The sequence below is a fragment of the Pseudobutyrivibrio sp. 49 genome (genome assembly GCF_900100545.1).
Taxonomy (GTDB): domain Bacteria; phylum Bacillota; class Clostridia; order Lachnospirales; family Lachnospiraceae; genus Pseudobutyrivibrio.
This window is the reverse complement of record NZ_FNDP01000015.1, coordinates 39442-62287: the sequence shown is the minus strand read 5'-3', so window position 1 is coordinate 62287 and position 22846 is coordinate 39442. Positions and strand designations below refer to the sequence as shown.

Genomic DNA, 22846 nt, shown 5'->3' with positions numbered 1-22846 from the left:
AGAATTGATAATGTGTGGAATTATTAAATATGTTACGATATTATTACAAGCAGGGGAGAGAGTTATAAATAATATTTCATGGGGGATAATGAAATGAAGAAAAAATTGTTAAAGAGTTTCGCATCGAAACTCCTTGCTGTCGCATGCGCTTTTACAATGCTTGCCACAGCACCAAGCCTTACTGCAAATGCAGCACAGGCAACACTCCTTAATACCTATGGAAGCACATATGGTTATTCAGGAACATGTATTAACCTGTATCAGCTTAGAGATGCAGGTCAGCTTAATTTCTTAAAGCAGCATTACAACAGTATTACTCTTGAAAACGAGATGAAGCCAGATGCATTACTTGGCGGTTCTGCAAGACTTATCTCAGTTTCACAGGCTAAGAATCAGGGCTACTATATCCCAGATAATTACAGAGAGCAGTACGTACCACAGATTAACTTCAGCACAGTTGATGAGGTTATGAAAATCTGTTACCAGAATGGTCTCAAGATGAGAGCTCATACATTAGTATGGCATTCACAGACACCTTCTTGGTTCTTCCGTAGCAACTATAGCGGTGGAGCAGGTTTTGTTAATTCATCTGTTATGGATGCACGTCTTGAAATGTATGTAAAGACAGTTATGAACCATGTATACACAAACCAGTATGGTAGTGTTGTTTATGCATGGGACGTAGCAAATGAGATTTTACATGCAAATAACTCAGGTTGGGAAGCAGTTTATGGAAATAACAGAAAGAATGCTTCATATGTAAAGAAGGCTTTCAACTATGCTTACGACACACTTGAGTATTTCAAGCTTACAGATTCTGTAAAGCTTTTCTACAACGATTACAACACATATATGGAAGTTAATGATGTAATCACACTTGTGAACTATATCAACCAGGGCAGAAAGGTTTGTGCAGGTGTAGGTATGCAGTCTCACCTTGGAACAGGCTTCCCTTCAGTTGATTACTATACAACAGCACTTAACTCATTCTTAAGAGCAGGTTTCGAAGTTCAGATTACTGAGATGGATATTACTAACAAGGGCGATAATGATATGGCTAATTACGCTTATCAGCTCTTCAAAAATATCAATACAGCTAAGAAGAACGGTGGCAAGATTACAAGTATTACTTGGTGGGGACTTTCTGATCAGACAACATGGATTAGCAATTCTGCTCCATTATTGTTCTCCAGACCAGGTCAGGCTAAGCAGTCTTACAACAGCGTAATCAAGGCTTACACAGATGTAATTGGTCAGCCAGGTTCAAACCCAGGTACTAGACCAACACCTACACCAACTCCACAGCCAACACCAACACCAACTCCATCACAGAATGTAGATAAGAACTCTACAGCAAACATTGCTGATGGTTGGTATTATCTTAAGAACACACTTTCACAGAAGTACCTTACAGTTGAAGGCAACTCAGCTAAGGCTGCTACAAATGTATGCATCAGCAAGGGTACAGGTGTTGATGGCCAGAAGTGGTATGTTCAGAACTTAGGAAATGGTTACATTTCACTTAAGTCAGGTCTTGGCGATTTCATGCTTGATGTTGCAAATGGTAAGGATGAGGATGGTGCAAATCTTCAGATTTACAACGCATATGCACATGATCCACAGCAGTTTATTGTAAAGAACACAAACAAGAGTGGTGTTTATACAATCGCTACAAAGACATCAAACGGTTCTAAGTATGTAGATGTTTATGAGCACAAGACAGCTGATGGCACAAATGTATGCCAGTGGACATATTACGGAAATCCAAATCAGCAGTGGCAGTTTGAGAAGGTAAATGGTGGATCACAGGCTCAGCCAACACCAACTCCACAGCCAACACCAACTCCTACACCAGCTCCAACACAGGCACCAGCAGAGTCAGGCCTTAAGGCTACTGTATCAATCAACAGCTGGGGAAGTGGTTACACAGCTTCAGTAAAGGTTTCAAACAATACAGGAAAGACTGTAAATGGCTGGACAGTAAAGCTCAAGAAGAGCGAGGTTAAGATGGACTCAAGCTGGAGTGCAAATGTTAAAGAGTCTGGCGATTACTATGTAATCACTCCAATGGATTGGAACAAGACACTTGCAAATGGACAGAGCGCAGAGTTCGGCTTTAACGGAACAGGTAGTGTTTCAAACAACGTTAGCGTTGATGTTCAGTAATAAATAATAGTAACTAGATAATTAGTATCTTCCCTGCTTGTACTAACTATTAAATAATTGTGATATCGTGAGGGATATTGTATGAATAAATTTATTAAGAAGTTCTTTTGCCTTGCGATTACTGGCACAATGCTTTTCAGTACAGCGGTTAGTGCTGAAGCAGCTACTGTAATCAACGGCAGCTATGTTAAAGGAGATAATGAGAATAATCCTCTTGTAACTCAGAACTATGGAGCAGATCCAGCAGTTCTTGTTTACAACAACAGAGTGTATGTATATACAACAAATGATAGCCAGGAATATGAGGCTACTCATGCACAAAATTCATATGGAAAAATTAATCAGTTAAACTGCTATTCTTCATCAGATATGGTTAACTGGACTGATCACGGTCAGATTAATGTAGGTGGTAGCAATGGTGCTGCCAGATGGGCTAGCAATTCTTGGGCTCCTACAATTTGCTGCAAGAGAATTAATGGAAGAGATAAGTTTTTCCTTTATTTTGCAAACAATGCAAGCTCTATTGGCGTTCTTACAGCAGACAGCCCAACAGGTCCATGGCGTGATCCACTTGGACATGCTTTCATTACAAAAGCAACTCCAAACTGTAATGTAGAATGGCTTTTTGATCCAGCCGTTTTAGTAGACAGTGATGGAACAGGCTACCTCTACTTTGGTGGTGGTGTTCCAAGAGGACAGGATGCAAATCCAAAGACAGCAAGAGTTATCAAGCTTGGAAACGATATGATTAGTACAGTAGGTACTGCTGCTATGATTGATGCGCCTTATCTTTTCGAGGATTCAGGAATTAACAAAATTGGCAACACATACTACTATTCATACTGCTCAAACTGGAACTGCAGAAACGGATTTAGAAATGCAACAATTCAGGTTATGACAAGCCGTAACCCTATGGGACCTTTCACATATCAGGGTGAAATTATGGCAAACCCAGGCTCATTCTTCAATGGTTCGGCTGGTAACAACCACCATCAGATTTTTGAGTTCAAGGGTAATTACTACATTGCTTATCATACAATGACAGTACAGAATGCAGTAATGAGCAATCTTGGCTACAGAACAACTCAGATTGACAGAGTTAACGTTTCTGGTGGAAGAATCCAGACAATCAAGCAGACAATGTCTGGTGTTCCTATGAATCCTTCAGTAAACCCATACGAGTGGGTACAGGCTGAGACAATGTTTACACAGGCTGGAATCAAGGTTCGCGGTAATGGCGATGGTTCTGCATGGGTAACAGATATTAACAATGGTGATTTCACAAAGGTTAAGGGTGTACAGTTCTCTAAGGGTGTTAAGTCTATCACAGCTACTGTTCAGAGTGGCGGAAATGGAAGCATCGAGGTAAGAGAGGGCTCACAGTCTGGTACATTACTTGGAACAATTAATGTTTCAAATACAAGTGGTTCCTTCAAGGATTTCACAGCTAACGTAAGAAATGTAAACGGAGCAAAGGATATTGTTCTTGTATTTCGTGGCTCATTTGCATTTGATAGATGGAAGGCAAACACAGATAATGGCGGAAGCGAAGCTCAGCCAACACCAACACCATCACAGAATGTAGATGCAAATACTACAGCAAACATTGCAGATGGTTGGTACTATCTCAAGAATACACTTTCACAGAAGTACCTTACAGTTGAGGGCAACTCAGCTAAGGCAGCTACAAATGTATGTATTTCAAAGGGTACAGGCGTTGATGGACAGAAGTGGTATGTTCAGAACTTAGGAAATGGTTACATTTCACTTAAGTCAGGACTTGGAGATTTCATGCTTGACGTTGCAAATGGCAAGGATGAGGATGGCGCAAATCTTCAGATTTACAATGCGTATGCACATGACCCACAGCAGTTTGTAGTAAAGAATACAAACAAGAGTGGTGTATACACAATCGCTACAAAGACATCAGCTGGTACAAAGTATGTAGATGTTTACGAGCACAAGACAGCTGATGGCACAAACGTATGTCAGTGGACATATTATGGAAATCCAAATCAGCAGTGGCAGTTTGAGAAGGTAAATGGTGGTTCACAGGCTCAGCCAACACCTACACCAACTCCAGCTCCTACAGCACAGCCAACTACAACACCTACACCAGCTCCACAGCCATCTACAGAAAGTGGTCTTACAGCTAAGGCTACTGTTAACAGCTGGGGAAGCGGATACACCGCAAACATTAAGGTATCTAACAATACAGGAAAAACTGTAAATGGTTGGACACTTAAGATTAAGAAGAGCGAAGTAAAGATGGATTCTAGCTGGAATGTAAATGTAAAGGAATCAGGCGATTCTTATGTACTTACACCAGTAGATTGGAACTCATCTATTCCAAATGGCGGAAGCGTAGAATTTGGATTTAACGGCTCAGGTAATGTTGGAAGCAGCATTAGCGTTGAGGTTCAGTAAAATTGTTATCAAAGAGGCTCAAGTTTAAAGGCTTGAGCCTCTTTTTTGAACAAAAAATATAAAATGTTTCTTTACATGGCGTAACATAAATGATAAAGTGTCCTTCGGATGGTATTCGAAAGAAACTATACCTTTTAGCTTCTAAATTTTAAAAAGGTGCGCCCGATGGCATGCTCGTATCATTTTGAACGAGACTGTATCACCCCCGGATAAATAAGGAGGTGTTGCCCATGAAGGTTGGATTTGTAGGTGCTGGAAAAGTAGGCTGTTCTCTTGGCATGCTTTTTGAAACAACACAGCACAATCTTGCAGGCTATTACAGCCGCACGTCTTCATCCGCGGAAAGTGCAGCGGATTTTACCAAATCAAAACATTTTCAGAATTTAGAGACATTAATTGAAGAATGTGATACGGTGTTTATCACTGTTCCAGACGATTCTATTTCTACAGTTTGGGATAGCATAAAACACATGTCTATCGCTGGAAAAATGATATGTCATTGCAGCGGTTCTTTATCTTCGAACATCTTTAAGGATATTGAAGAGACTGGCGCATACGGTTTCTCGGTCCATCCATTACTGGCTGTATCAGATAGATACAGATCATACCAGGAGCTTCCAAAAGCATTATTTACAATTGAAGGAGATGCAGCCCACATCGCTGATATTAAGGCCCTATTAGAGAAAAGTGGTCTTAAATATTCAGTTATAAATGCAGATGTGAAAACACGTTACCATGGTGCAGCTGTTATGTGCTCAAATCTTGTTGTTGCACTGATTCAGGCTGCAGAAGATGAACTTCGTATATGCGGATTTTCAGAAGAACTATTAAGTGATGCTATTGCGCCACTTTTGACAGGTAACGTAAACAAGGTTCTAAAGGTTGGAACAAAAGATGCATTAACCGGTCCTATCGAGCGAAATGATATGAGGACAGTGGAAAAGCATCTTGATACCTTTGAGGGAATAGATAGACAGGTGTATAAAACCCTGTCACTTAAGACCCTAGAGGTGGCAAAGCATAAGCATCCCGAAAGTGATTATAGTGATTTGGAGCTTCTATTAACAACCCAGGAGGATTAGGAGAATAATGAAAAACACAGTAACAACTCTTCAGCAGATGAAGAAAGACGGAGAAAAAATAAGCATGCTTACCTGCTATGATTACTCAACAGCATGTCTTATGGAGGAATCAGGTATTAATGCCATTCTTATCGGCGATTCCCTTGGAATGACAATGATGGGATATAGTGACACTCTTCCAGTTACAGTTGATGATATTATTCATCACTGTGCTTCGGTTTCAAGAGGTCTTAAGGATACATTTCTTGTGGCAGATATGCCATTCATGTCTTATCAGACATCAGTATACGATGCAGTAAAGAACGCAGGACGCCTCATCAAGGAAGGTCATGCACAGGCTGTAAAGCTTGAGGGTGGTGCCTCAGTTTGTGAGCAGATTCGTGCTATCGTAAATGCGGATATTCCAGTAGTTGCTCATATCGGTCTTACTCCACAGTCAATCAATGCCTTTGGTGGCTTCAAGGTACAGGGAAAGAATGTAGAGCGTGCAATCCAGATTCTTAAGGATGCAAAGGCAGTAGAGGAGGCTGGTGCATTCATGGTTACTCTTGAGTGCGTTCCAGAGGAGCTTGCAACACTTATTTCTCAGGAGCTTACAATTCCTACAATCGGTATTGGTGCAGGAAATGGCTGTGATGGTCAGGTTCTTGTATATCAGGACATGCTTGGAATGTTCTCAGGATTTAAGCCAAAGTTTGTAAAGCATTTTGCTAATATCGGTGAGGAAATGAAGCGTGCTTTCAAGGAGTATGATTCAGAGGTTAAGTCTAAGGCGTTCCCATCAGCTGAGCACAATTTCAAGATTGATTCAGAGGTTATGGAAGAGGTTCGCAAGGCTGCAGCCACAAAGGAATTTACAGTAACACTTGAGGATGAAAGGGTAAAGGCATAATTATGATTAAGGCAGCAACAATTAAGGAAGTTAAGGATAATGTTAGAGAGTGGAAGAAGCAGGGCTTAACAATTGGTCTTGTTCCTACAATGGGGTATTTACATGAGGGCCATGCAAGCCTAATTAAACGCGCACGTGGTGAGTGTGATAAGGTAATAGTTTCTGATTTCGTAAATCCGATACAGTTTGGACCAAAGGAAGATTTAGCTACATATCCTAGGGATTTCGACGCTGATTGTGAATTATGCGAAGGTCTTGGTACTGATTTGATTTTCCATCCAGAACCATCTGAGATGTATCTTGAGGGATTCCATTCTTATGTTGGTGTGGATACTTTATCAACAGAGCTTTGTGGAAAGAGCCGCCCTATCCACTTTAATGGTGTGTGTACTGTTGTCAGCAAGCTTTTCAATATTACAGAGGCTGATAAGGCATACTTTGGTCAGAAGGATGCTCAGCAGCTTGCAATCGTAAAGCGTATGGTTCGTGATCTTAACTTCAACATCGAAATCGTAGGTTGTCCTATCATCCGTGAGGAAAGCGGTCTTGCAAAGAGCTCTCGTAATACATATCTTTCAGAGGAAGAAAGAGAGAAGGCTCTTGTTCTTCACAAGGCTCTTACAGTAGGTGAAGAGATGGTTCGCTCAGGCGAGAAGGATGCAAACGTGGTAAAGAAGGCTGTTACAGATATCATCGAGTCTGAGCCACTTGCCAGAGTTGATTATGTGGAAATAGTAGACTGGAACGAGCTTCAAAAGGTGGATAAGATTGATGGCCCTATCCTTACAGCAGTAGCTGTTTATTTTGGAGACAAGGTACGTTTGATTGATAACTTCATCGTTGAAGAGGCAGTAAAGTAAGAAAGGTATTAAGATTATGAATTTGACAATGCTTAAAGGCAAAATACACAGAGCAACAGTAACACAGGCTGAGCTTGATTATGTGGGAAGTATTACTATTGACGAGGATTTGCTTGATGCAGCAGGTATCCTTGAATATGAGATGGTGCAGATTGTTGATGTAGAAAACGGAAATCGTTTTGAGACTTACACAATCGCAGGTGAGCGCGGAAGCGGTGTGATTTGCCTTAATGGTGCAGCGGCTCGTTGCGTATCAGTAAACGACCATGTAATCATCATGTGCTATTGCAGCATTCCTGTAGAAGAAGCCAAAGGCCACAAGCCTAAGGTAGTTTTTGTAGATGATGCAAATAAAGCAGCACGCATTACAAATTATGAAAAGCACGGTAAGCTTGGCGAGCAATAAAATAGCAATATAAATAATTAACGGCTTCTTGATATAGGTTATGTGATTGAGTAAAATTCTAATCATAAATAAATATATTAAGAAGTCGTTTTATTTATGTGCAAAAACGGCTATCTCATTTAGGAGAGTTAGATGAATTTATTTGATATTATTGGTCCAGTTATGGTAGGACCATCCAGCTCACACACTGCTGGCGCAGCCAAGATTGGAAATGTGTGCCACAAGCTTATGGGTGAGGAAATCAAAAAAGCAGATATATATTTGCATGGCTCCTTCGCAAAAACAGGAAAGGGTCACGGCACAGACAAGGCGCTAGTGGCAGGTCTTTTGGGACTTGATGTAGATGACATCAGAATTCCAGAGAGCTTTACAATTGCTAAAGAGCAGGGCTTAGAGTTTGCCATTAATACCATTGATTTAGGCGATGTACATCCTAATTCTGCGAAGGTTGTTATGCAGGGCGTTAGCGGAGTAGTAGTTACTGTTGTTGCAGCATCCCTTGGCGGTGGAAGAATAGAGGTATGTCAGCTCGATGGAGTGGACGTAAGCTTTTCTGGTGAAAGCCCTACTCTTATCGTTCATAATGTTGACCAGCCAGGATATATTACTGAGGTTACAAGCCTTCTTGGAAAGCAGGGAATCAATATTGCCACCATGCAGCTTCATAGAAAAAATCGTGGTGGTGAGGCAGTTATGGTTATCGAATGTGATAATGAGGTTCCAGTTGAGACAAGACAGGAATTAGAGAAGCAGGAAGGCATTATGAAGGTGTCATATTATTCACCAAGATAGAGGTAGTTTATGTTTGATTCTATAGAAGAGATTTATAAAAAAGAGCAGGAGTCTGGCACTCCTTTTTGGAAGATAGTTCAGGCGGATGATTGCAGAGAACGTGCAGTATCTGATGAAGAGTCTTTCGCAACCATGAAGAAAATGTACATGGCAATGAAGGAATCTGCTTTGAATTATGATTCGCATATACGAAGTAATAGCGGCTTGGTTGGCGGCGAAGCTGGCCAGCTGAGAAAATATTTGGATGAGGGACAGCCTCTTGTTGGAGAGTTTACAGGACGTGTCATGGAGCTAGCTCTTAGAGTAGCAGAGGGCAATGCCTGCATGAAGCGAATTGTTGCAGCTCCTACAGCAGGCTCCTGTGGAGTAGTTCCTGCAGTGTTTATTGCAACTCAGGAAAAGCTGGGATTATCTGACGACAAAATGACTGAGGCCCTTTTTGTGGCAGCAGGGGTAGGAGCTGTTATTGCAAAGCGAGCATCTCTAGCAGGAGCAGAAGGCGGTTGTCAGGCAGAGATTGGCTCGGCCTCATCAATGGCTGCAGCAGGTCTTGTTTATTTAAAGGGTGGTAATGGCAAGCAGAGCGCTAATGCAGCAGCATTAGCACTTAAGAATCTTCTTGGATTGGCCTGTGATCCTGTTGCAGGACTTGTGGAGGTTCCATGTGTTAAGAGAAATGTTTGTGGCGCCATGAATGCAGTCACATCAGCAGAGCTTACCATGGCAGGAATCGAAAGCAGAATTCCTGCAGATGAGGTATTCGATGCAATGAATTCCATTGGTAAGAGCATGAGCCCTGATATTAGGGAGACCGGAAACGGCGGAGTTGCAGCTACGCCTACTGGAATGAAAATAGCAAAGTCTATTTAAGCTCAGGTGCCGAAGCACGATATATAATATCAGTTTCTATGTAAGTCTTTTTAAAAGGTATATAAGGATTGGCGATGCGGGAAAGTAGTAATTCCGCAGCCGTGTAGCCCATGGAGCTGCTGCGAATCTTTACAGTGGTAAGGCTAGGCTCGGTGAGGGTTGACTCTGGAGCATCGTCGAATCCGCATATACGAACTTCTTCAGGTATTTTCTTGCCCAATAATCTAAGGGCCTTCAGCACGGACATTGCCAAAAAGTCGTTGGCACAGAAAAATAAATCAGGCATAGCAGGAAGCGCGGCAATCTGCTGGCTTAGCCACTGTGCATCTGAATAAGGAGAGCTATCCTCTGCTAGAATGCAGCTATTTGCATCAACAGAAAGGTGGTTATCTGCAAGTACAGAAACATAAGCCTGCCATCTTTCATAGAAGGATTGGCAATGATATCTGTCTCCTACAAAAGAAATCCTTTTATTTCCAGCTCCAATCATAGAATCAAGCATATGGTATACGCTTGAAAGATTTTCCATCAGCAAAACATCAGCATTAATATTGCATTTTTGCGCGATAGGTGTATCCACAAAAAGAAGTGGGATATCCTGTTTGCACAGAAATTCACTGTATTCAGTTGAAAATAATTCCATGCAGATGATGCCTGCAATGTTTTCTAAATTGATGTTTGCAGGAAAGCATAGGTTATTTATTTCGTAATCACGAATTATATTGATGGAAAGCTTGTAGCCAAGTGAATCTATTTTGTGATGAAAGGCTTCCAGCATTTTTGTTCCAGAATGGGAATTACCTGGAAATGCCTGTGTGAATAAAGCAATTTCAGATTTGGCACCAGGTGTAAGGCTTGGTGATTCTGAAAGTGGTGCAATTGAATCGGCTGATACAAACTGCTTGTAGCCCATAGCAAGTGCGGCCTGGCAGATTTTATTTCTGGTGTTGGCAGATACATTGCCTGTGTTATTTAAAGCTCTTGAAACAGTATTTCTTGATAGTCCAAGTGAATCTGCAATTTCCTGAAGGGTAACACGGTTACTCATTATATTCTCCTAAGTATTTTTAGTTACATTTATAGTACAGGAATATCAAAAATGTGTCAAATGCACCATTCTGAAAAATACTAGTGTGCATTTTATACAAAATCAAACCTTGAAAAATCAATGGTTTCTACAAAAATGTGATACATTTGCACAAACTAATTGATACATATGCACCATAATGATAGTATAAATGTAACATTCGAAGGTGCAGTAGCACCAAAAGGAGGGTATATGAGGAGAATAATCGTTATGCTTTTGCTTGGCACCCTTAGCCTAAGCTGTATTGGCTGTTCTGCAGGGACATCAGAAGCAAAACAGGAAGCGGAGGAACAGTATTTGGGAGAGAGCATAGATAACCATGTAGTTTTTCCTGCATCAGTCGAGGGATTCGTAGGTGATACAATGCCATTTTATGATGATGGTACCTACAATATTTTTTACCTGGCAGATCAAAGAAATGGTAAGCAGGGATATCATCCTTGGGCAATGATGCAGACAAAGGATTTTGTTAATTATGATGACAAGGGAGTTGTAATTAATTACGGAGAGACTATTAAGGACCAGGATATTGCACTTGGTACAGGTAGTGTGATCAAAGATAAAAACGGAAAGTATCACGCTTTCTATACAGGTCACAATGATGCATATGAACCAAAGGAAGCTGTAATGCATGCCATTAGCGATGACCTTGAAAATTGGGAGAAGGTACCAGAGGATACTTTCTACGCAAACGAGAATTATGCAAAAAATGATTTCAGAGATCCATACGTTTTATATATGGAGAATGAGGATTGTTACTGGATGCTTGTTACTACCAGAAGCAACAATACTGGTGTAATTGCAAAGTACACTTCAAAGGATTTAAAGACCTGGAAGGATGACGGGTATTCTTTGAAAACGATATGGATACAGATTCAAATATGGAGTGCCCAACACTTCTTAAGTATAAGAATAAATGGTATCTTTCATTCTCTGATCAGTGGCCAAACAGAATTGTTCACTACAGATTTACAGATGATTTAAAGGCTGGCTTTAAGAAGCCACAAAGAGATTTCTTTGATGGAAATGGTTTCTATGCAGGAAGAATGGAAACAGACGGAGAGAGACTTTTTATAGTAGGTTGGAACGGCACAAAGGTAGGACATGCTGATGATGCTGAATACGACTGGGGCGGCAACATGGTTACACATGAATTAATCCAGGCAAAGGACGGAAGCCTTAGCCCTGTGATGGTAAATGAAGTGGAAGCCAGCATGACAAATAGTCTTGCAGTAGCTCCTGAAAAGATGACTGAGTCAATAAAGTCTGATGATAATACTTTAAATTTTGCCGGAGAAGAATACGAGGTGGCAGGCTTCAAGAAGCTACTTGGAAGCTACATCGTTAGTGGTAAATTTAAGAACTTTGATGAAAACGGAATGTTTGGATTTGCCTTTAATTTAGATAGCGAAAATGTAGGCAAGCTTAATATCGTTTTCAATGCTGCAAACAAGCGTATCGAATTTTACAACACAGACAATATCATGGCCGAGGTTCCACAATCATATGTTGATTATGATTTTGGAAAAATGGATGAGCTTGATGTAAAAATGGTTATCGCCGATGGTGTTGTTTCAATGTATGTAAATAACGATATCGTATTTACGGAGCGCATGTATCTTTCACAGGGATTGGAATGGGGCATCTTTAGTGTAAAATCAAAGGTTTCTGTGGAGGATTTGAAGGTATATAAGTAAGGGGGAATTGAAATGGTTAATAATGTGGTTAAAAAGCTAATCACAAAAAAGGCGCTTATAGCTTTGGCTGGTGTCGCTGTTGTAGGAGGCGGCGCAGCAGCGGGAATACATTTGGCAGGAAATCTAAGCGAAGATGGAATGCTAGAGGAAAAAGGACTTACATTTTTATCTGCAAAATGGCCAGAGGTTTTTGATGTTGAAGGATATGTGGAGCCAGAATTTGTGGATGTTCCAAATCGTACAAATAACGCATTTAATGTAAGCGATTTTGGCGAGCAGGGAAAGAATGGCTGGTTTTATCGATATGGTTCTGCGCAAAATCCTAGTCGCTCACAGCGCCTGGAAAATTTTGATGGAGAGAAATATTCACAGCGCGGTGTAAGCGGTCTTGAGGTTAAAAATAATTTCATCCATACTTCTGAAGCTGCTGCTCCTATTTTAGAGTGGCGTGCTGCAAAGGATGGAAAAGTAAATGTTAGTCTTACATATGTAAAATCTGTAAATGGCGATAAGAATCCATCATATCCTGACGGCGTTACCGTATATGCGTATAAAGGTGACGAGATGTTGGGAAGATATGATGTGGATGTCAGTACAGAAACAGAAAAAGTTCTTGAGCAAAAGCTTGAGGCGCTGGATGTGAAAAAGCTAGAAAGTCTTTATTTTGTAGTAGATGCCAAGGCTAATAATGCTTATGATGGTGGTTCGCTTTATGTATCAATTAATGATGTTGACAATAAAGGACTTCAGGCAACAGTGGACCATGAGCGCAAAAACAACAATGCGAATAACTTCGAAGATTTTGGCGCGGAGGGACACAGAGGCTGGACATATCTTCACGGCAAGAGCGTTAAAGATGCAAGCCTTGTTTCTACATTTAACGGCAAGGAATACCTAAATGCCACATCACCAAATCTCACAATGAGTGAAGGCTTTATTCATCCATCAATAAATGACAACGCGATTCTTTGCTGGCAGCCAGCTGTGGATGGAAATATCGAGCTTAGAATGAAGTATTCTAAGTTTGAACAGAATGATGGAAATCCAGATTATCCTGATGGTGTTACCGTCTCTGTTTATAAAAATGGGGAGAATTTATATAAAAAGAAAGTAGCTGCTCCTTCAAAGGGAACCAATGAAATCAAGTTCCGTGATAAGGACATAAATGTAACGACTGCGGATAAGTTATATTTTATGGTGTCAGCTGACGGTAACGCATCCTATGATGGTGGCGCCTTTGATATTTCTATTTTAGATAGAAATGGTGCTACCACCGAGAAGGATGTAAAAATCGATGAGACCGAAACCAGACAGAATTTTGCGGATATAAAGTATGATTTTGGTGAGCAGGGCAACAATGGTTGGTTCTTCCAGGAGGGTTATGAGGACGACCCAACAGATACCCTGAATATGACAAACTTCGAAAAGGATGAAGACAGATATTTTGATGATAGCTATCTTGAAATAAAGCGTGATTTTGTAAACACAGGCAAGGGACGTTCTGCTGTAATCAAGTGGAAGGTTGCTCAGACTGGAAAAATCAAAATAGATGCTTCTTATACAAAGTTTAAGAACGAAGATAAGAATCCTAGCTGGCCTGATGGAACAAAGGTAACTATTTTCCATAATGATACAACTCTTGTTTCAGAGGAATTTGCACCAGATCGTATAAACGAAGTGACAAAGCGTCTCGATGTTTCAGAGGTTGATGTTGCAAAAGATGATTTCATAACAATGGTTGTAAATCCTAAGGAAAACAATGCTTATGATGCTGGTAAGTTTGAATTTTCAATTAAGGGAATTACACCACTTACAGGTAAGACTGAAAAGGATGTTGTTTCTTATTCAGATAGCAGAAGCAACAACTGCTCAACAGTTGAAGATTTCGGCTCGCAGGGAGCAAACGGATTGTGCTATCAGTCGGGATATTATCTTGACCCACTCTACGCTGTTAATCTTGAGACCTATGCGAAGAATGAAAAATATACAACAAAAGATGGCGTAGAAATTAAGCGTGATTATATCATGCCTGGTAACAAGGGTCGTTCAGCAATCGTTAAATGGGTTGCCAAGGAAGAAGGCTGTGTGGACATTATGACCACATACACAAAGCATAAGAATCTTGATAAAAATCCAGATTGGCCAGATGGTGTTAATGTTTTCCTGATGAAGAATGGACAGGTTCTGAAAAAGGAAGAGTTTGCTCCAGAGGTTTCAAAGGAAGTAAAGAAAGAATTAAACTGCAATGGCCTTTATGTTAAGGCAGGTGATTGCATTTCACTTATGGTAGATGGCAAGGAAAACACAGCTTACGATGGTGGAAATTACACATTCGTTGTTGAGGATGCTGATTACAAGACCACAAAAATGGTGAACAATAGTGACAGCAACTATGCAAACCTCAAGGTAGATTTTGGTGAGCAGGGCAACAATGGCTGGTATTACTTAGAAGGTCCATCTATCAAAAAGGCAGAAATACTTACAAAGAAAACTGACGATGGAAGCGGTTATGTTTCGCGAAAGGCAAAATGGCTGGAAGTAAAGAGAGATTATGTACAGCCTAGATTAAACGCTCATGCAATGTATAAGTGGGTAGTAGCTGTTGATGGAAATATCGATATCAACGGAAGCTATGCAAAATTTGGTAACGAAGATCCAAACATGGACTGGCCAGATGGTGTTGTTGTTTCGGTTTACAAAAATGACAGCGAGCTTCTCAAAGAGGTTGTGACTTGTCCAAGAGGTGAAAAGAATAAAACTGTTAAAAATATTCAGTTCAATAAGCTTGCTGTTAAGGCTGGAGATATTCTTACATTTGATATTGGCTGCAATAAAAACAGTGCATGGGACGGCGGATGTCTTGATATCGACATAGCAGATTCTGATGTGCTTAGAGTGTCAGTTGGCGATGAGGAGCGTTCAAACAACACATCACTTGGTGCGCTTACAACTCCACTTGCACAGGGCCAGGACGGCTGGTGGTTCCTTGAAGGAAAGAGCATTGATTCAGCCAGATGCTTGATGAAGACAAATGATGATTGCTCTGCATTCCTATCTTCAAAAAATGAAGGTCTTGAAATGAAGAAGGATTATGTACATCCAGCAAAGGATGCAGCAGCTATTTACCAGTGGGTTGTCTATGAGGATGGCAAAATAGACGTTCTTGGAAACTATGTAAAGTATGGACAAAATGATGGAAATCCAAGCTGGCCAGATGGCGTAAAGGTACTTGTTTATGTAAATGATACTGTAGTTGTAACAGAGGATGTTGAAGCTCTCAGAGGCGACGGTAATGACAACTCTGTAAACTTCATGCTTGAAGGTGTAAATGTTTCAAGAGGAGACAAGATTTCCTTTGTAATTGATGCAAAGGATAACAACGCCTGGGACGCTGGTAGACTTTCAGTAAACATTTATGATGCAAGTGATGTTCCAGAAGAGGAAGCTAGAGAAAACAAGACAACTCTTGCAGATGATTTTAGCGGTGTTCAAGGAGAAAACGGCTGGTACTACGGTATGTGCGATTGGGATGGAAAGAACTTTGAAAGACTTCCATTCGATGAAGAAAATAATCGCTACTACAATGGTGGTAAGCCAGAGCTTAAGCCTGATTTTGTAGAGCCAGGAAATGGCAGAAATGCAGCATACATGTGGATGGCTGCCAAAAATGGAAGAATTGTTGTGGATGGAAGCTACACTAAATTTGCAAACAGTGCAGATCCAAATGCAAATGGTGTTTGTATGAGAATCTTCATTAATGGTGAAGAAAAGAAGTGGATTGGTGGAGACATCCAGGGCAATTTTGGCGAGGACCGCACAGTTACATTCAAGGAAATATACACTGTTCACAAGGGCGATGCAGTAATGTTTGCAATCGATCCTGATGGTAATGATAGCTATGATGGTGGTCGACTTGAAGTAAAGATTTATGATGCAGACATACCTGAGGAATCAGAAGAAAATACTTCTGAGGAAAATGAACCAGGCACTCCTGATGCAGATGATTCAGATGCGAAGTCTGAGGAAGAATCTGAGGGTGAGTCAGACAGTGAGTCTGAGGAAGCATCTGAGGAAGAATTTGGCGAAAAAAACGATGATAGTATTAATGAGAATTCCGAGGATAAGCCAGAGGAAGAATTATAATCTAGAGTAAAAGAAGTGTGGAAGCTGACGAGATAGTTAGCTTCCACATTTTTTCAAGTTTTAGTATTATTGTTCAAAAAAATATAACGTAAATTCGTTATAGAGATATTTGAATATATTACGAATATGCGTTATAATATGTTTATCAGAAACCCAAAGAGGTAGATTTTATGAATGATAAGTTTATCGAGATTGTAAAATCAAGCGGGAAAACAGCATATAGAATTTCAAAAGAGACAGGGATTCCATACACGACTGTAAATGAGCTTTGTAATGGAAAAACGAACATAAACAATGCAATAGCTGAAACAGTATTAAAGTTAGCAATATATTTGGAATGTAATATTGATGAATTGCTAAATGATTTTAGTATTCTCGATGGTTATGCAGGGAAATATAAGGGATATTCTTTTAAGTGGAAGAGTTCAAGTGATGGAATAGAGCTTTTGGTTAAGGAAGATGGTCAGTATAGGGCTATTTACAAAGAAGACCGCATAATTATTGATAGCGATTACAATAAGACAAAAGAGATACTAACAAAAGTCATAATAGATGCCTATGATGAACAGGCTCAAGCGGAGAAACTATTATGGGAACATATTATTTAAAACATAAAAACGATATATGTGGCACCATTGTTATTGATGACTCTGGACGTGTTGTAGCTTATCAGGATAACAATAATGGTTTATCACCATATATGGGAAACAGCACAGTAGAGAACATAAAAAAATGGTGGATGATGAGGGCTATTCCTGCCAGCAGAGATACTATAAAGTCTTTGATCAACAGTCTTGAAGTAACTACGTCAGAGGAATACCTGGCTAAGAATCTTGCTTTAAGTGTTACTGATACATATTGGATTTGTCCTGTAAATATGGATCTAAAGTATGAGGATATCAATTTCTTTAATCTGAAAGAGTATAACGAGGGTAAAATACCGTATCATAATAGCACATCATATGATCCAAATGCTTCTCTTGGTGGCCAGATGGAAAAGTATTGGGATTTGAGTGAATCTATTCCAAGACTTGTAAAGGAAAGTTATAAGTATAATGGTCAGCAGAGTGTAAATGAAGTTGTAGCAACCACTTTATATCAACGACAAAACAATGACATACCATTTGTAAGGTATGAATGTTCGTTGGCTGAAGATGGTGGAAGGATAAGTGTTTGTGATGCATTTACATCCAAGGATGTTGAGCTGGTTTCAGCATATGAAGTTCTTTCATCCGCAAAGGTTCAAAACGACACATCGAATTACGAAGCTTACATAAAGATTTGTATTGATAATGGGATAGAAAGAGGGCAGATTCAAGAGTTCATGGATTTCCAGACATCAATGGATTTCATTCTCAGTAACACTGATGAGCATATGATGAATTTTGGAGTTATAAGAGATACCAATACCATGAAGCTTATTGGACCAGCCCCAATATTCGATTCAGGTAATAGTATGTTTTATGCAGACTTGATGAAAAGACCTTTCACTAGGGTGGAAATGCTTGGAAGAGAGATTACTTCATTCTATAAGAATGAAGAGAAAATGCTTTCCCATATCAAAAATAAAAACATTGTTAAGATGGACTTGTTACCATCCCCTGCGGAGATTAAAGAGTTTTATTGTAATAATGGTCAATCTGAGGAAAGAGCAGAGCTTATAGCTAAAAACTACTATACAAAGCAGGTTATGTTTAAAGATTTTCAACAGGGAAAGACAATTTCTTTGTTCTCAGAAAAGAAAAATGTCAGTGAAGTAGGATTTAAGAATTGCTTACAGTAGTAACAAAAAGATACAAATCAAAAGATATACTTACTGCACTGGATTGTTTTTGGGAAGCGCATAACTATATTCAAAAGGAATGATAGGACGACAACAGTATTATAACTTCGAGTTTGTCGAAACGACCTCTATCACTGTGAGAGTGATGGAGGTCTAATTTTTTCTTACGGTTATATTCCGGGTGTTATACCAAGGATAAATTTAGGGAACTTTATAACCGTATTAGGACAAAAAAGTTCCCTAAAATTTCTTGTGCTTTAGGGAACTTTTTGTTACTATTTAGATGTAAAAGTTCCCTAAAGGAGTTTTAGATGGATAGTAATTTTAATGTAATCCAAAAGTTGTTACAGGAAAGAGCTGATTATCAGGCACGATTGAATTTGATTCCCTACGATGGCTCGCCTGAAGTAAAAGAAAATAGTAGTGGCAAATACTTATATATTCGTAAAAGAGTAAATGGCAGATTAACCTCTACGTATGTGGATGTTTATTCTGATGATTTGTATCAGTTATTGCTTCGTAATACAAAAGAAGCTAGAGAACTCAAGAAGCAGATTCGAAGAGTTGATAAAGAGCTAGCTGCAAATGGGTATACTCAGAGTGAACTTTCGTCTGAAGTGATTTCAAATCTTGATTTTGCACGAGCGAATATGAAGTCCAATATATATGATCAGGCTGTATTGGAAGGTGTTGCCACAACATTTCCGCAGACGGAAGAGATTATTGAGAATGGTACAGTTAATGGTATGACAGCTGACGATGTACAAAAAATTCTTAATTTAAAGCATGCGTGGAAATTTATTCTTGATAATGACGTGATTCAGGCTGATAGTAATTATTATTTATTGTGTCATATAGCAAAGCTTGTAAATGAAGGATTTTTCCATGATGGTGGAAGAATAAGGGGAGTACCAGTTTCTATTGGAGGAACTAAATATGTACCGCCATTACCAATAGAATCGCAGATAATTGAAAGAATAAATGATATTCTTAAAAGTGGTATGAATCCGTTAGATATTGCTATTGAATTGTGCATGTATTGCATGAGAACTCAGATATTTGTGGATGGAAACAAGCGAGCTTCAGTAATATTTGCTAATCACTATATGATAACTCATGGCTTAGGCTTAATTGTCATTCCGGAAAATTACGTTCCAGAGTTTAAAAAGAAACTTGTTGCTTTCTATGAAAGTGCAGACATTACTGAAATTAGTGATTTCCTAAAAAAATATTGTTGGAAAAAGATGAAATAAGTAAATCGTAGTTGTAGGGGGAAGATAATGTTAGAAGTAAAATGTTCAGATGATTATTCAGTTATTAAAAATCTGTTTAAGGAGTATTCCCAAATAAAAGGAGCAGAGGGATGTTTTGTTTCCTTTGATAAGGAATTGGCAGATTTAGCAGGATTTTATAAAGACGGTGCAATCCTTGTTGGATACGAAGGTGGTGAACCAGTAGGATGCATTGCTATTAAGAAAATAGATGCAAAGACATGTGAAGGTAAACGATTGTTTATTAGACCAGAATACCGCGGTAAAGGTTATGCAAGGATCTTCCTTAATTCTATGATAGAACAAGCGCGTATATTAGGTTATGAGTTGTTGACATTTACTACTAGGCCAGATGTAATGAAGACGGCATATGAACTATATAAGCGCATGGATTTTGAAGAAACAGGAAATGACAATGGCGTTGTATCGATGGAAATGTCATTGTAGGTAACAAGAATAAAGGTACATAGATTCGCTAATAAAATTGTTAAATCGCCTAGATATTTCCCTCATTTTTTTGTTCTATAGCCTTGATAATTCCCTCATAAAATTGTATTCTATCTATAGATATTCGCTCATAAAAATGGAGGGTCATATGAAAAGACAAGTATATTCACAGCTTTTAGCATGGAAAAATGATAAAGACAGAAAGCCATTAATACTAGATGGTGCTAGACAGGTTGGAAAGACCTGGATTTTAAAAGAATTTGGGCGTAATGAATATAAAAATGTTGCATATATAAATTGCGATGATTCTCCAGAGATGCTATCGCTATTTTCAGATTATGATACAAAACGTTTATTACGTGGATTCTCTTCGATTTCAGGTGAAGAAATTCATCCCAGAGAGACACTAATAATTTTGGACGAAATACAGTCAGTACCACGTGGAATAACTAGCCTTAAATATTTTTGTGAAAATGCTAATGAATACCATATTGTTGTCGCAGGTAGTTTGTTGGGGGTAAGACTTCGTACAAAGAAAAGTCAAAATAACAACGATGAAAATACAGGGACAGGATTTCCTGTAGGTAAAGTTGATGAAATAAATATGTATCCTATGAACTTTCTAGAATTCGTTGAGGCAACCGGTAATAGTATTTTAGTGGATCAGATTAGAGAACACCGTTGGGAAGAACTCGCAACATTTTCATCAAGGTTAACAGATTTACTTCGTCAATATTATTATGTTGGAGGTATGCCTGAAGTTGTTAAAAAATATTTGGAAGAAGAGAATCTAAAACAGGTCAGAAAAATCCAGCAACGAATATTAAGCGATTATGAGAAGGATTTTTCGACACATGTGCCAGATGAGCTATTAGCTAAAGTTATAATGGTTTGGAATAGTATAACCTCACAGCTAGCAAAAGAAAATAAGAAATTTGTTTATGGCGTAGTAAAAAAAGGTGCTCGTGCCAAAGATTTTGAAGATGCAATCCAATGGCTTGTTAACGCAGGATTGATTCATAAAGTTGTAAGAGTTAACAAAGTACAGAGACCGTTAAAATTCTATGAAGACATGAGCGCTTTTAAACTTTTTCTCTCGGACTTAGGCTTATTGGGAGCAATGGCTGATGTCACAGCAAAAGAGGTTTTAACTGGAGAAAACTATTTTGAAGAATATAAGGGGGCATTTACAGAGCAATTCATTGCGCAGGAACTAATATCTCTTGGAGAAAAATTGTATTATTATTCTAAGGAAAATTCTACGTTGGAATTAGATTTCTTAGTTCAAAAAGATGCAGTATATCCTATAGAAGTGAAGGCCGAAGAAAACCTAAGATCAAAAAGTTTAAAAACTGTTTATGATGACAATAATGAATTAAAACCAGTTAGATTTTCTATGTCTGGATACAAAGAACAAGAATGGATGGTAAATGTGCCACTTTATTTAGCTGCCGAATGGATAAATTCAATAGAGTAATTTTTTGAAAAAGTGATCATAAAACCGACCTACCATTTATTGAACAGGTGAAAACATTATAAACCCCTGTTTTGGCCCGTAAAGCATTTCGCAAAAATATAAATTGTTTAAATTTGCGAAATGGAAAATATTTATGAAAGTTAAGCTAGAAGACATTATTGAAGCACTGGAGATAGAATATTAAAGTAACAAAAAAAGGTTGCTCACTATCAAGTGGACAACCTTTCTTTTGTTATGTGAATTTTAATCTTTAGTGGAACCTCTTAAAATAAGATTTGCTTCTGTATATACTGTGCGGTAATTCAAATCTGGCTGCTCAATTCTTGATACTAAAAGATTTGCAGCAGTAAATCCCATAATCTGTGAGTGAATGTGACAGGTGGTAAGAGCAGGAGTCATTACCTTTGATTCAGCAGAATCATCGAAGCCACAAATCATAACATCCTCTGGATACGAATGCTTTTGAATCTTGAGACAGTTTACAAGATCAATAGCAACGAAATCATTTGCACAGATGAAAAGCTCAGGCAATTTCTCAAGCTTTGATAGCTTTTCGAAAAGGCAAGCAAAATATTCTGGTCCATGCTTATGGATATCTGTGAGACAGTATTTCTCGTCAATCTCAAGACCATTTAAAAACATGGCGTTTCTAAAGGCTACATATCTTTCAAAGAAAGAACGGCAGTGGTTTGACTCTCCTATAAAGCCGATTTCCTTAATTCCACGCTTTTTCATTTCAGCAATTATAGTGAAGATGCCAGTGGTGTTGTCCATAAGAAGAACATCACCAGCAAGCTGATGGCTGTAGCTTCCTACGGGAGCATCTACAAATAATATAGGAATGTTTAAATCGCAAAGCATCTCGCAGTATTTTTGATTAAACATCTCTACGCAGATAATACCCTGAGTTCTTTCCTTATTAAAGCTGGCTGGAAGACTAAGGCTTTCTACATTTTCAGGTGTGATACGCTGCATTGTAAGACCGTAGCCCAGCTGTGTTATTTCATATTGAAATTTATCAAGCATAGTAGATGCAAAATGTGAATTGTCTAGAAATGTGCCACTGAAAAAAGCTATATCTCCAGTTGCTATAGGTTTTTTTGCTGAGGCCTTATCCAGAAAATCTTCCATAGAATTAGCATAGGAAAATTGTTTATATCCCATCTCAACAGCTTTTGCTAAAACCTTTTCTCTGGTGGCATCTGCTAAGATACCTGTATTATTGATAGCCTTTGAAACTGTATTTCTAGATACCCCGAGGGCATCTGCAATATCTTGAATGGTGACTTTATTCGCCATAATAATCCCCCAAACGTAGTTGATTTTTATTGTCCTAACTATCATAAAATGTAAAAATCATTTTGTCAAATGTAAAAATGTGAAAAAATTATGATACATTTGAACAAAAGTAAATAGCCCATTCTGTATACATTACACAAACCTGAA

The 22846-nt window shown here is 38.9% G+C and carries 18 protein-coding genes; 16 read left to right on the top strand and 2 right to left on the bottom strand.

Annotated elements, in window-relative coordinates; all coding sequences use genetic code 11:
- Positions 1-93 precede the first annotated feature (93 nt).
- The 8 genes from BLP54_RS11905 (at position 94) to sdaAA (ending at position 9495) form a co-directional block, all read left to right on the top strand.
- Positions 94-2166 carry an endo-1,4-beta-xylanase gene (locus BLP54_RS11905; protein WP_090169945.1) on the top strand — a complete coding sequence of 691 codons (2073 nt, stop codon included), beginning with the start codon at positions 94-96 and terminating at the stop codon, positions 2164-2166.
- 81 nt (positions 2167-2247) lie between these two features.
- On the top strand, positions 2248-4593 hold the full coding sequence (locus tag BLP54_RS11900) for a family 43 glycosylhydrolase (RefSeq protein WP_090169944.1): 2346 nt from the start codon (positions 2248-2250) through the stop codon (positions 4591-4593).
- A gap of 230 nt (positions 4594-4823) precedes the next feature.
- Positions 4824-5675 carry a Rossmann-like and DUF2520 domain-containing protein gene (locus tag BLP54_RS11895; RefSeq protein ID WP_090169941.1) on the top strand — a complete coding sequence of 284 codons (852 nt, stop codon included), beginning with the start codon at positions 4824-4826 and terminating at the stop codon, positions 5673-5675.
- A 7-nt stretch (positions 5676-5682) separates the two neighbouring features.
- Positions 5683-6567 (top strand): 3-methyl-2-oxobutanoate hydroxymethyltransferase, encoded by an 885-nt coding sequence (panB, locus tag BLP54_RS11890; protein WP_081660270.1) that lies wholly within the window; start codon positions 5683-5685, stop codon positions 6565-6567.
- A 2-nt stretch (positions 6568-6569) separates the two neighbouring features.
- Positions 6570-7427, top strand: coding sequence for a pantoate--beta-alanine ligase (panC, locus tag BLP54_RS11885; protein WP_028246126.1), 858 nt, complete (start codon positions 6570-6572; stop codon positions 7425-7427).
- Between the two features lie 16 nt (positions 7428-7443).
- A complete protein-coding gene (panD, locus tag BLP54_RS11880) occupies positions 7444-7833 on the top strand; it encodes an aspartate 1-decarboxylase (protein WP_090169939.1) in 390 nt (129 codons plus the stop codon).
- Between the two features lie 132 nt (positions 7834-7965).
- Positions 7966-8625 carry an L-serine ammonia-lyase, iron-sulfur-dependent subunit beta gene (gene sdaAB / locus BLP54_RS11875; protein ID WP_090169937.1) on the top strand — a complete coding sequence of 220 codons (660 nt, stop codon included), beginning with the start codon at positions 7966-7968 and terminating at the stop codon, positions 8623-8625.
- A 9-nt stretch (positions 8626-8634) separates the two neighbouring features.
- Positions 8635-9495 carry an L-serine ammonia-lyase, iron-sulfur-dependent, subunit alpha gene (sdaAA, locus tag BLP54_RS11870; protein ID WP_090169934.1) on the top strand — a complete coding sequence of 287 codons (861 nt, stop codon included), beginning with the start codon at positions 8635-8637 and terminating at the stop codon, positions 9493-9495.
- Here sdaAA and BLP54_RS11865 read toward each other — a convergent pair.
- Entirely contained in the window at positions 9488-10543 is a 1056-nt protein-coding gene (locus tag BLP54_RS11865) for a LacI family DNA-binding transcriptional regulator (protein WP_090169932.1), read from the bottom strand. The genes sdaAA and BLP54_RS11865 overlap by 8 nt on opposite strands.
- A 231-nt stretch (positions 10544-10774) precedes the next feature.
- On the opposite strand from BLP54_RS11865, the gene BLP54_RS16130 reads away from it, so the two are divergent.
- The 8 genes from BLP54_RS16130 to BLP54_RS11830 all read left to right on the top strand — a co-directional run bounded on the left by BLP54_RS16130 (position 10775) and on the right by BLP54_RS11830 (position 21400).
- On the top strand, positions 10775-11566 hold the full coding sequence (locus BLP54_RS16130) for a glycoside hydrolase family protein (protein WP_242870699.1): 792 nt from the start codon (positions 10775-10777) through the stop codon (positions 11564-11566).
- On the top strand, positions 11464-12279 hold the full coding sequence (locus BLP54_RS16125; protein WP_242870698.1) for a glycoside hydrolase family protein: 816 nt from the start codon (positions 11464-11466) through the stop codon (positions 12277-12279). Before BLP54_RS16130 ends, BLP54_RS16125 begins: the two co-directional genes overlap by 103 nt.
- A gap of 12 nt (positions 12280-12291) precedes the next feature.
- The gene (locus tag BLP54_RS11855; protein WP_090169930.1) at positions 12292-16422 is read left to right on the top strand and encodes a hypothetical protein; all 4131 of its coding nucleotides are present in this window, start codon (positions 12292-12294) and stop codon (positions 16420-16422) included.
- A gap of 170 nt (positions 16423-16592) precedes the next feature.
- Complete coding sequence (locus BLP54_RS11850) at positions 16593-17030, top strand: helix-turn-helix transcriptional regulator (RefSeq protein WP_090169928.1); 438 nt, start codon at positions 16593-16595, stop codon at positions 17028-17030.
- Positions 17012-18205, top strand: a complete 1194-nt coding sequence (locus BLP54_RS11845) for a HipA domain-containing protein (protein ID WP_090169926.1) — start codon at positions 17012-17014, stop codon at positions 18203-18205. The genes BLP54_RS11850 and BLP54_RS11845 overlap by 19 nt, the downstream gene beginning before the upstream one ends.
- Before the next feature lie 311 nt (positions 18206-18516).
- On the top strand, positions 18517-19458 hold the full coding sequence (locus tag BLP54_RS11840) for a Fic family protein (protein WP_090169924.1): 942 nt from the start codon (positions 18517-18519) through the stop codon (positions 19456-19458).
- A 27-nt stretch (positions 19459-19485) separates the two neighbouring features.
- Positions 19486-19923, top strand: coding sequence for a GNAT family N-acetyltransferase (locus tag BLP54_RS11835; RefSeq protein WP_090169922.1), 438 nt, complete (start codon positions 19486-19488; stop codon positions 19921-19923).
- 148 nt (positions 19924-20071) lie between these two features.
- Positions 20072-21400 carry an ATP-binding protein gene (locus tag BLP54_RS11830; RefSeq protein WP_090169921.1) on the top strand — a complete coding sequence of 443 codons (1329 nt, stop codon included), beginning with the start codon at positions 20072-20074 and terminating at the stop codon, positions 21398-21400.
- Between the two features lie 243 nt (positions 21401-21643).
- Here BLP54_RS11830 and BLP54_RS11825 read toward each other — a convergent pair whose 3' ends face one another.
- A complete protein-coding gene (locus tag BLP54_RS11825) occupies positions 21644-22699 on the bottom strand; it encodes a LacI family DNA-binding transcriptional regulator (protein ID WP_090169918.1) in 1056 nt (351 codons plus the stop codon).
- Positions 22700-22846: the final 147 nt, after the last annotated feature.

What these genes read in the sequence shown, in the direction of transcription:
- panB (WP_081660270.1), top strand. Translation starts at nt 5,683, where the DNA reads ATGAAAAACACAGTAACAACTCTTCAGCAGATGAAGAAAGACGGAGAA.
- BLP54_RS16125 (WP_242870698.1), top strand. Translation starts at nt 11,464, where the DNA reads ATGGAGTGCCCAACACTTCTTAAGTATAAGAATAAATGGTATCTTTCA.
- panC (WP_028246126.1), top strand. Translation starts at nt 6,570, where the DNA reads ATGATTAAGGCAGCAACAATTAAGGAAGTTAAGGATAATGTTAGAGAG.
- panD (WP_090169939.1), top strand. Translation starts at nt 7,444, where the DNA reads ATGAATTTGACAATGCTTAAAGGCAAAATACACAGAGCAACAGTAACA.
- BLP54_RS11845 (WP_090169926.1), top strand. Translation starts at nt 17,012, where the DNA reads ATGGGAACATATTATTTAAAACATAAAAACGATATATGTGGCACCATT.
- BLP54_RS11900 (WP_090169944.1), top strand. Translation starts at nt 2,248, where the DNA reads ATGAATAAATTTATTAAGAAGTTCTTTTGCCTTGCGATTACTGGCACA.
- BLP54_RS11855 (WP_090169930.1), top strand. Translation starts at nt 12,292, where the DNA reads ATGGTTAATAATGTGGTTAAAAAGCTAATCACAAAAAAGGCGCTTATA.
- BLP54_RS11840 (WP_090169924.1), top strand. Translation starts at nt 18,517, where the DNA reads ATGGATAGTAATTTTAATGTAATCCAAAAGTTGTTACAGGAAAGAGCT.
- BLP54_RS11850 (WP_090169928.1), top strand. Translation starts at nt 16,593, where the DNA reads ATGAATGATAAGTTTATCGAGATTGTAAAATCAAGCGGGAAAACAGCA.
- BLP54_RS11865 (WP_090169932.1), bottom strand. Translation starts at nt 10,543, where the DNA reads ATGAGTAACCGTGTTACCCTTCAGGAAATTGCAGATTCACTTGGACTA.
- BLP54_RS11905 (WP_090169945.1), top strand. Translation starts at nt 94, where the DNA reads ATGAAGAAAAAATTGTTAAAGAGTTTCGCATCGAAACTCCTTGCTGTC.
- BLP54_RS11895 (WP_090169941.1), top strand. Translation starts at nt 4,824, where the DNA reads ATGAAGGTTGGATTTGTAGGTGCTGGAAAAGTAGGCTGTTCTCTTGGC.
- BLP54_RS11830 (WP_090169921.1), top strand. Translation starts at nt 20,072, where the DNA reads ATGAAAAGACAAGTATATTCACAGCTTTTAGCATGGAAAAATGATAAA.
- BLP54_RS11825 (WP_090169918.1), bottom strand. Translation starts at nt 22,699, where the DNA reads ATGGCGAATAAAGTCACCATTCAAGATATTGCAGATGCCCTCGGGGTA.
- BLP54_RS11835 (WP_090169922.1), top strand. Translation starts at nt 19,486, where the DNA reads ATGTTAGAAGTAAAATGTTCAGATGATTATTCAGTTATTAAAAATCTG.
- sdaAA (WP_090169934.1), top strand. Translation starts at nt 8,635, where the DNA reads ATGTTTGATTCTATAGAAGAGATTTATAAAAAAGAGCAGGAGTCTGGC.
- sdaAB (WP_090169937.1), top strand. Translation starts at nt 7,966, where the DNA reads ATGAATTTATTTGATATTATTGGTCCAGTTATGGTAGGACCATCCAGC.
- BLP54_RS16130 (WP_242870699.1), top strand. Translation starts at nt 10,775, where the DNA reads ATGAGGAGAATAATCGTTATGCTTTTGCTTGGCACCCTTAGCCTAAGC.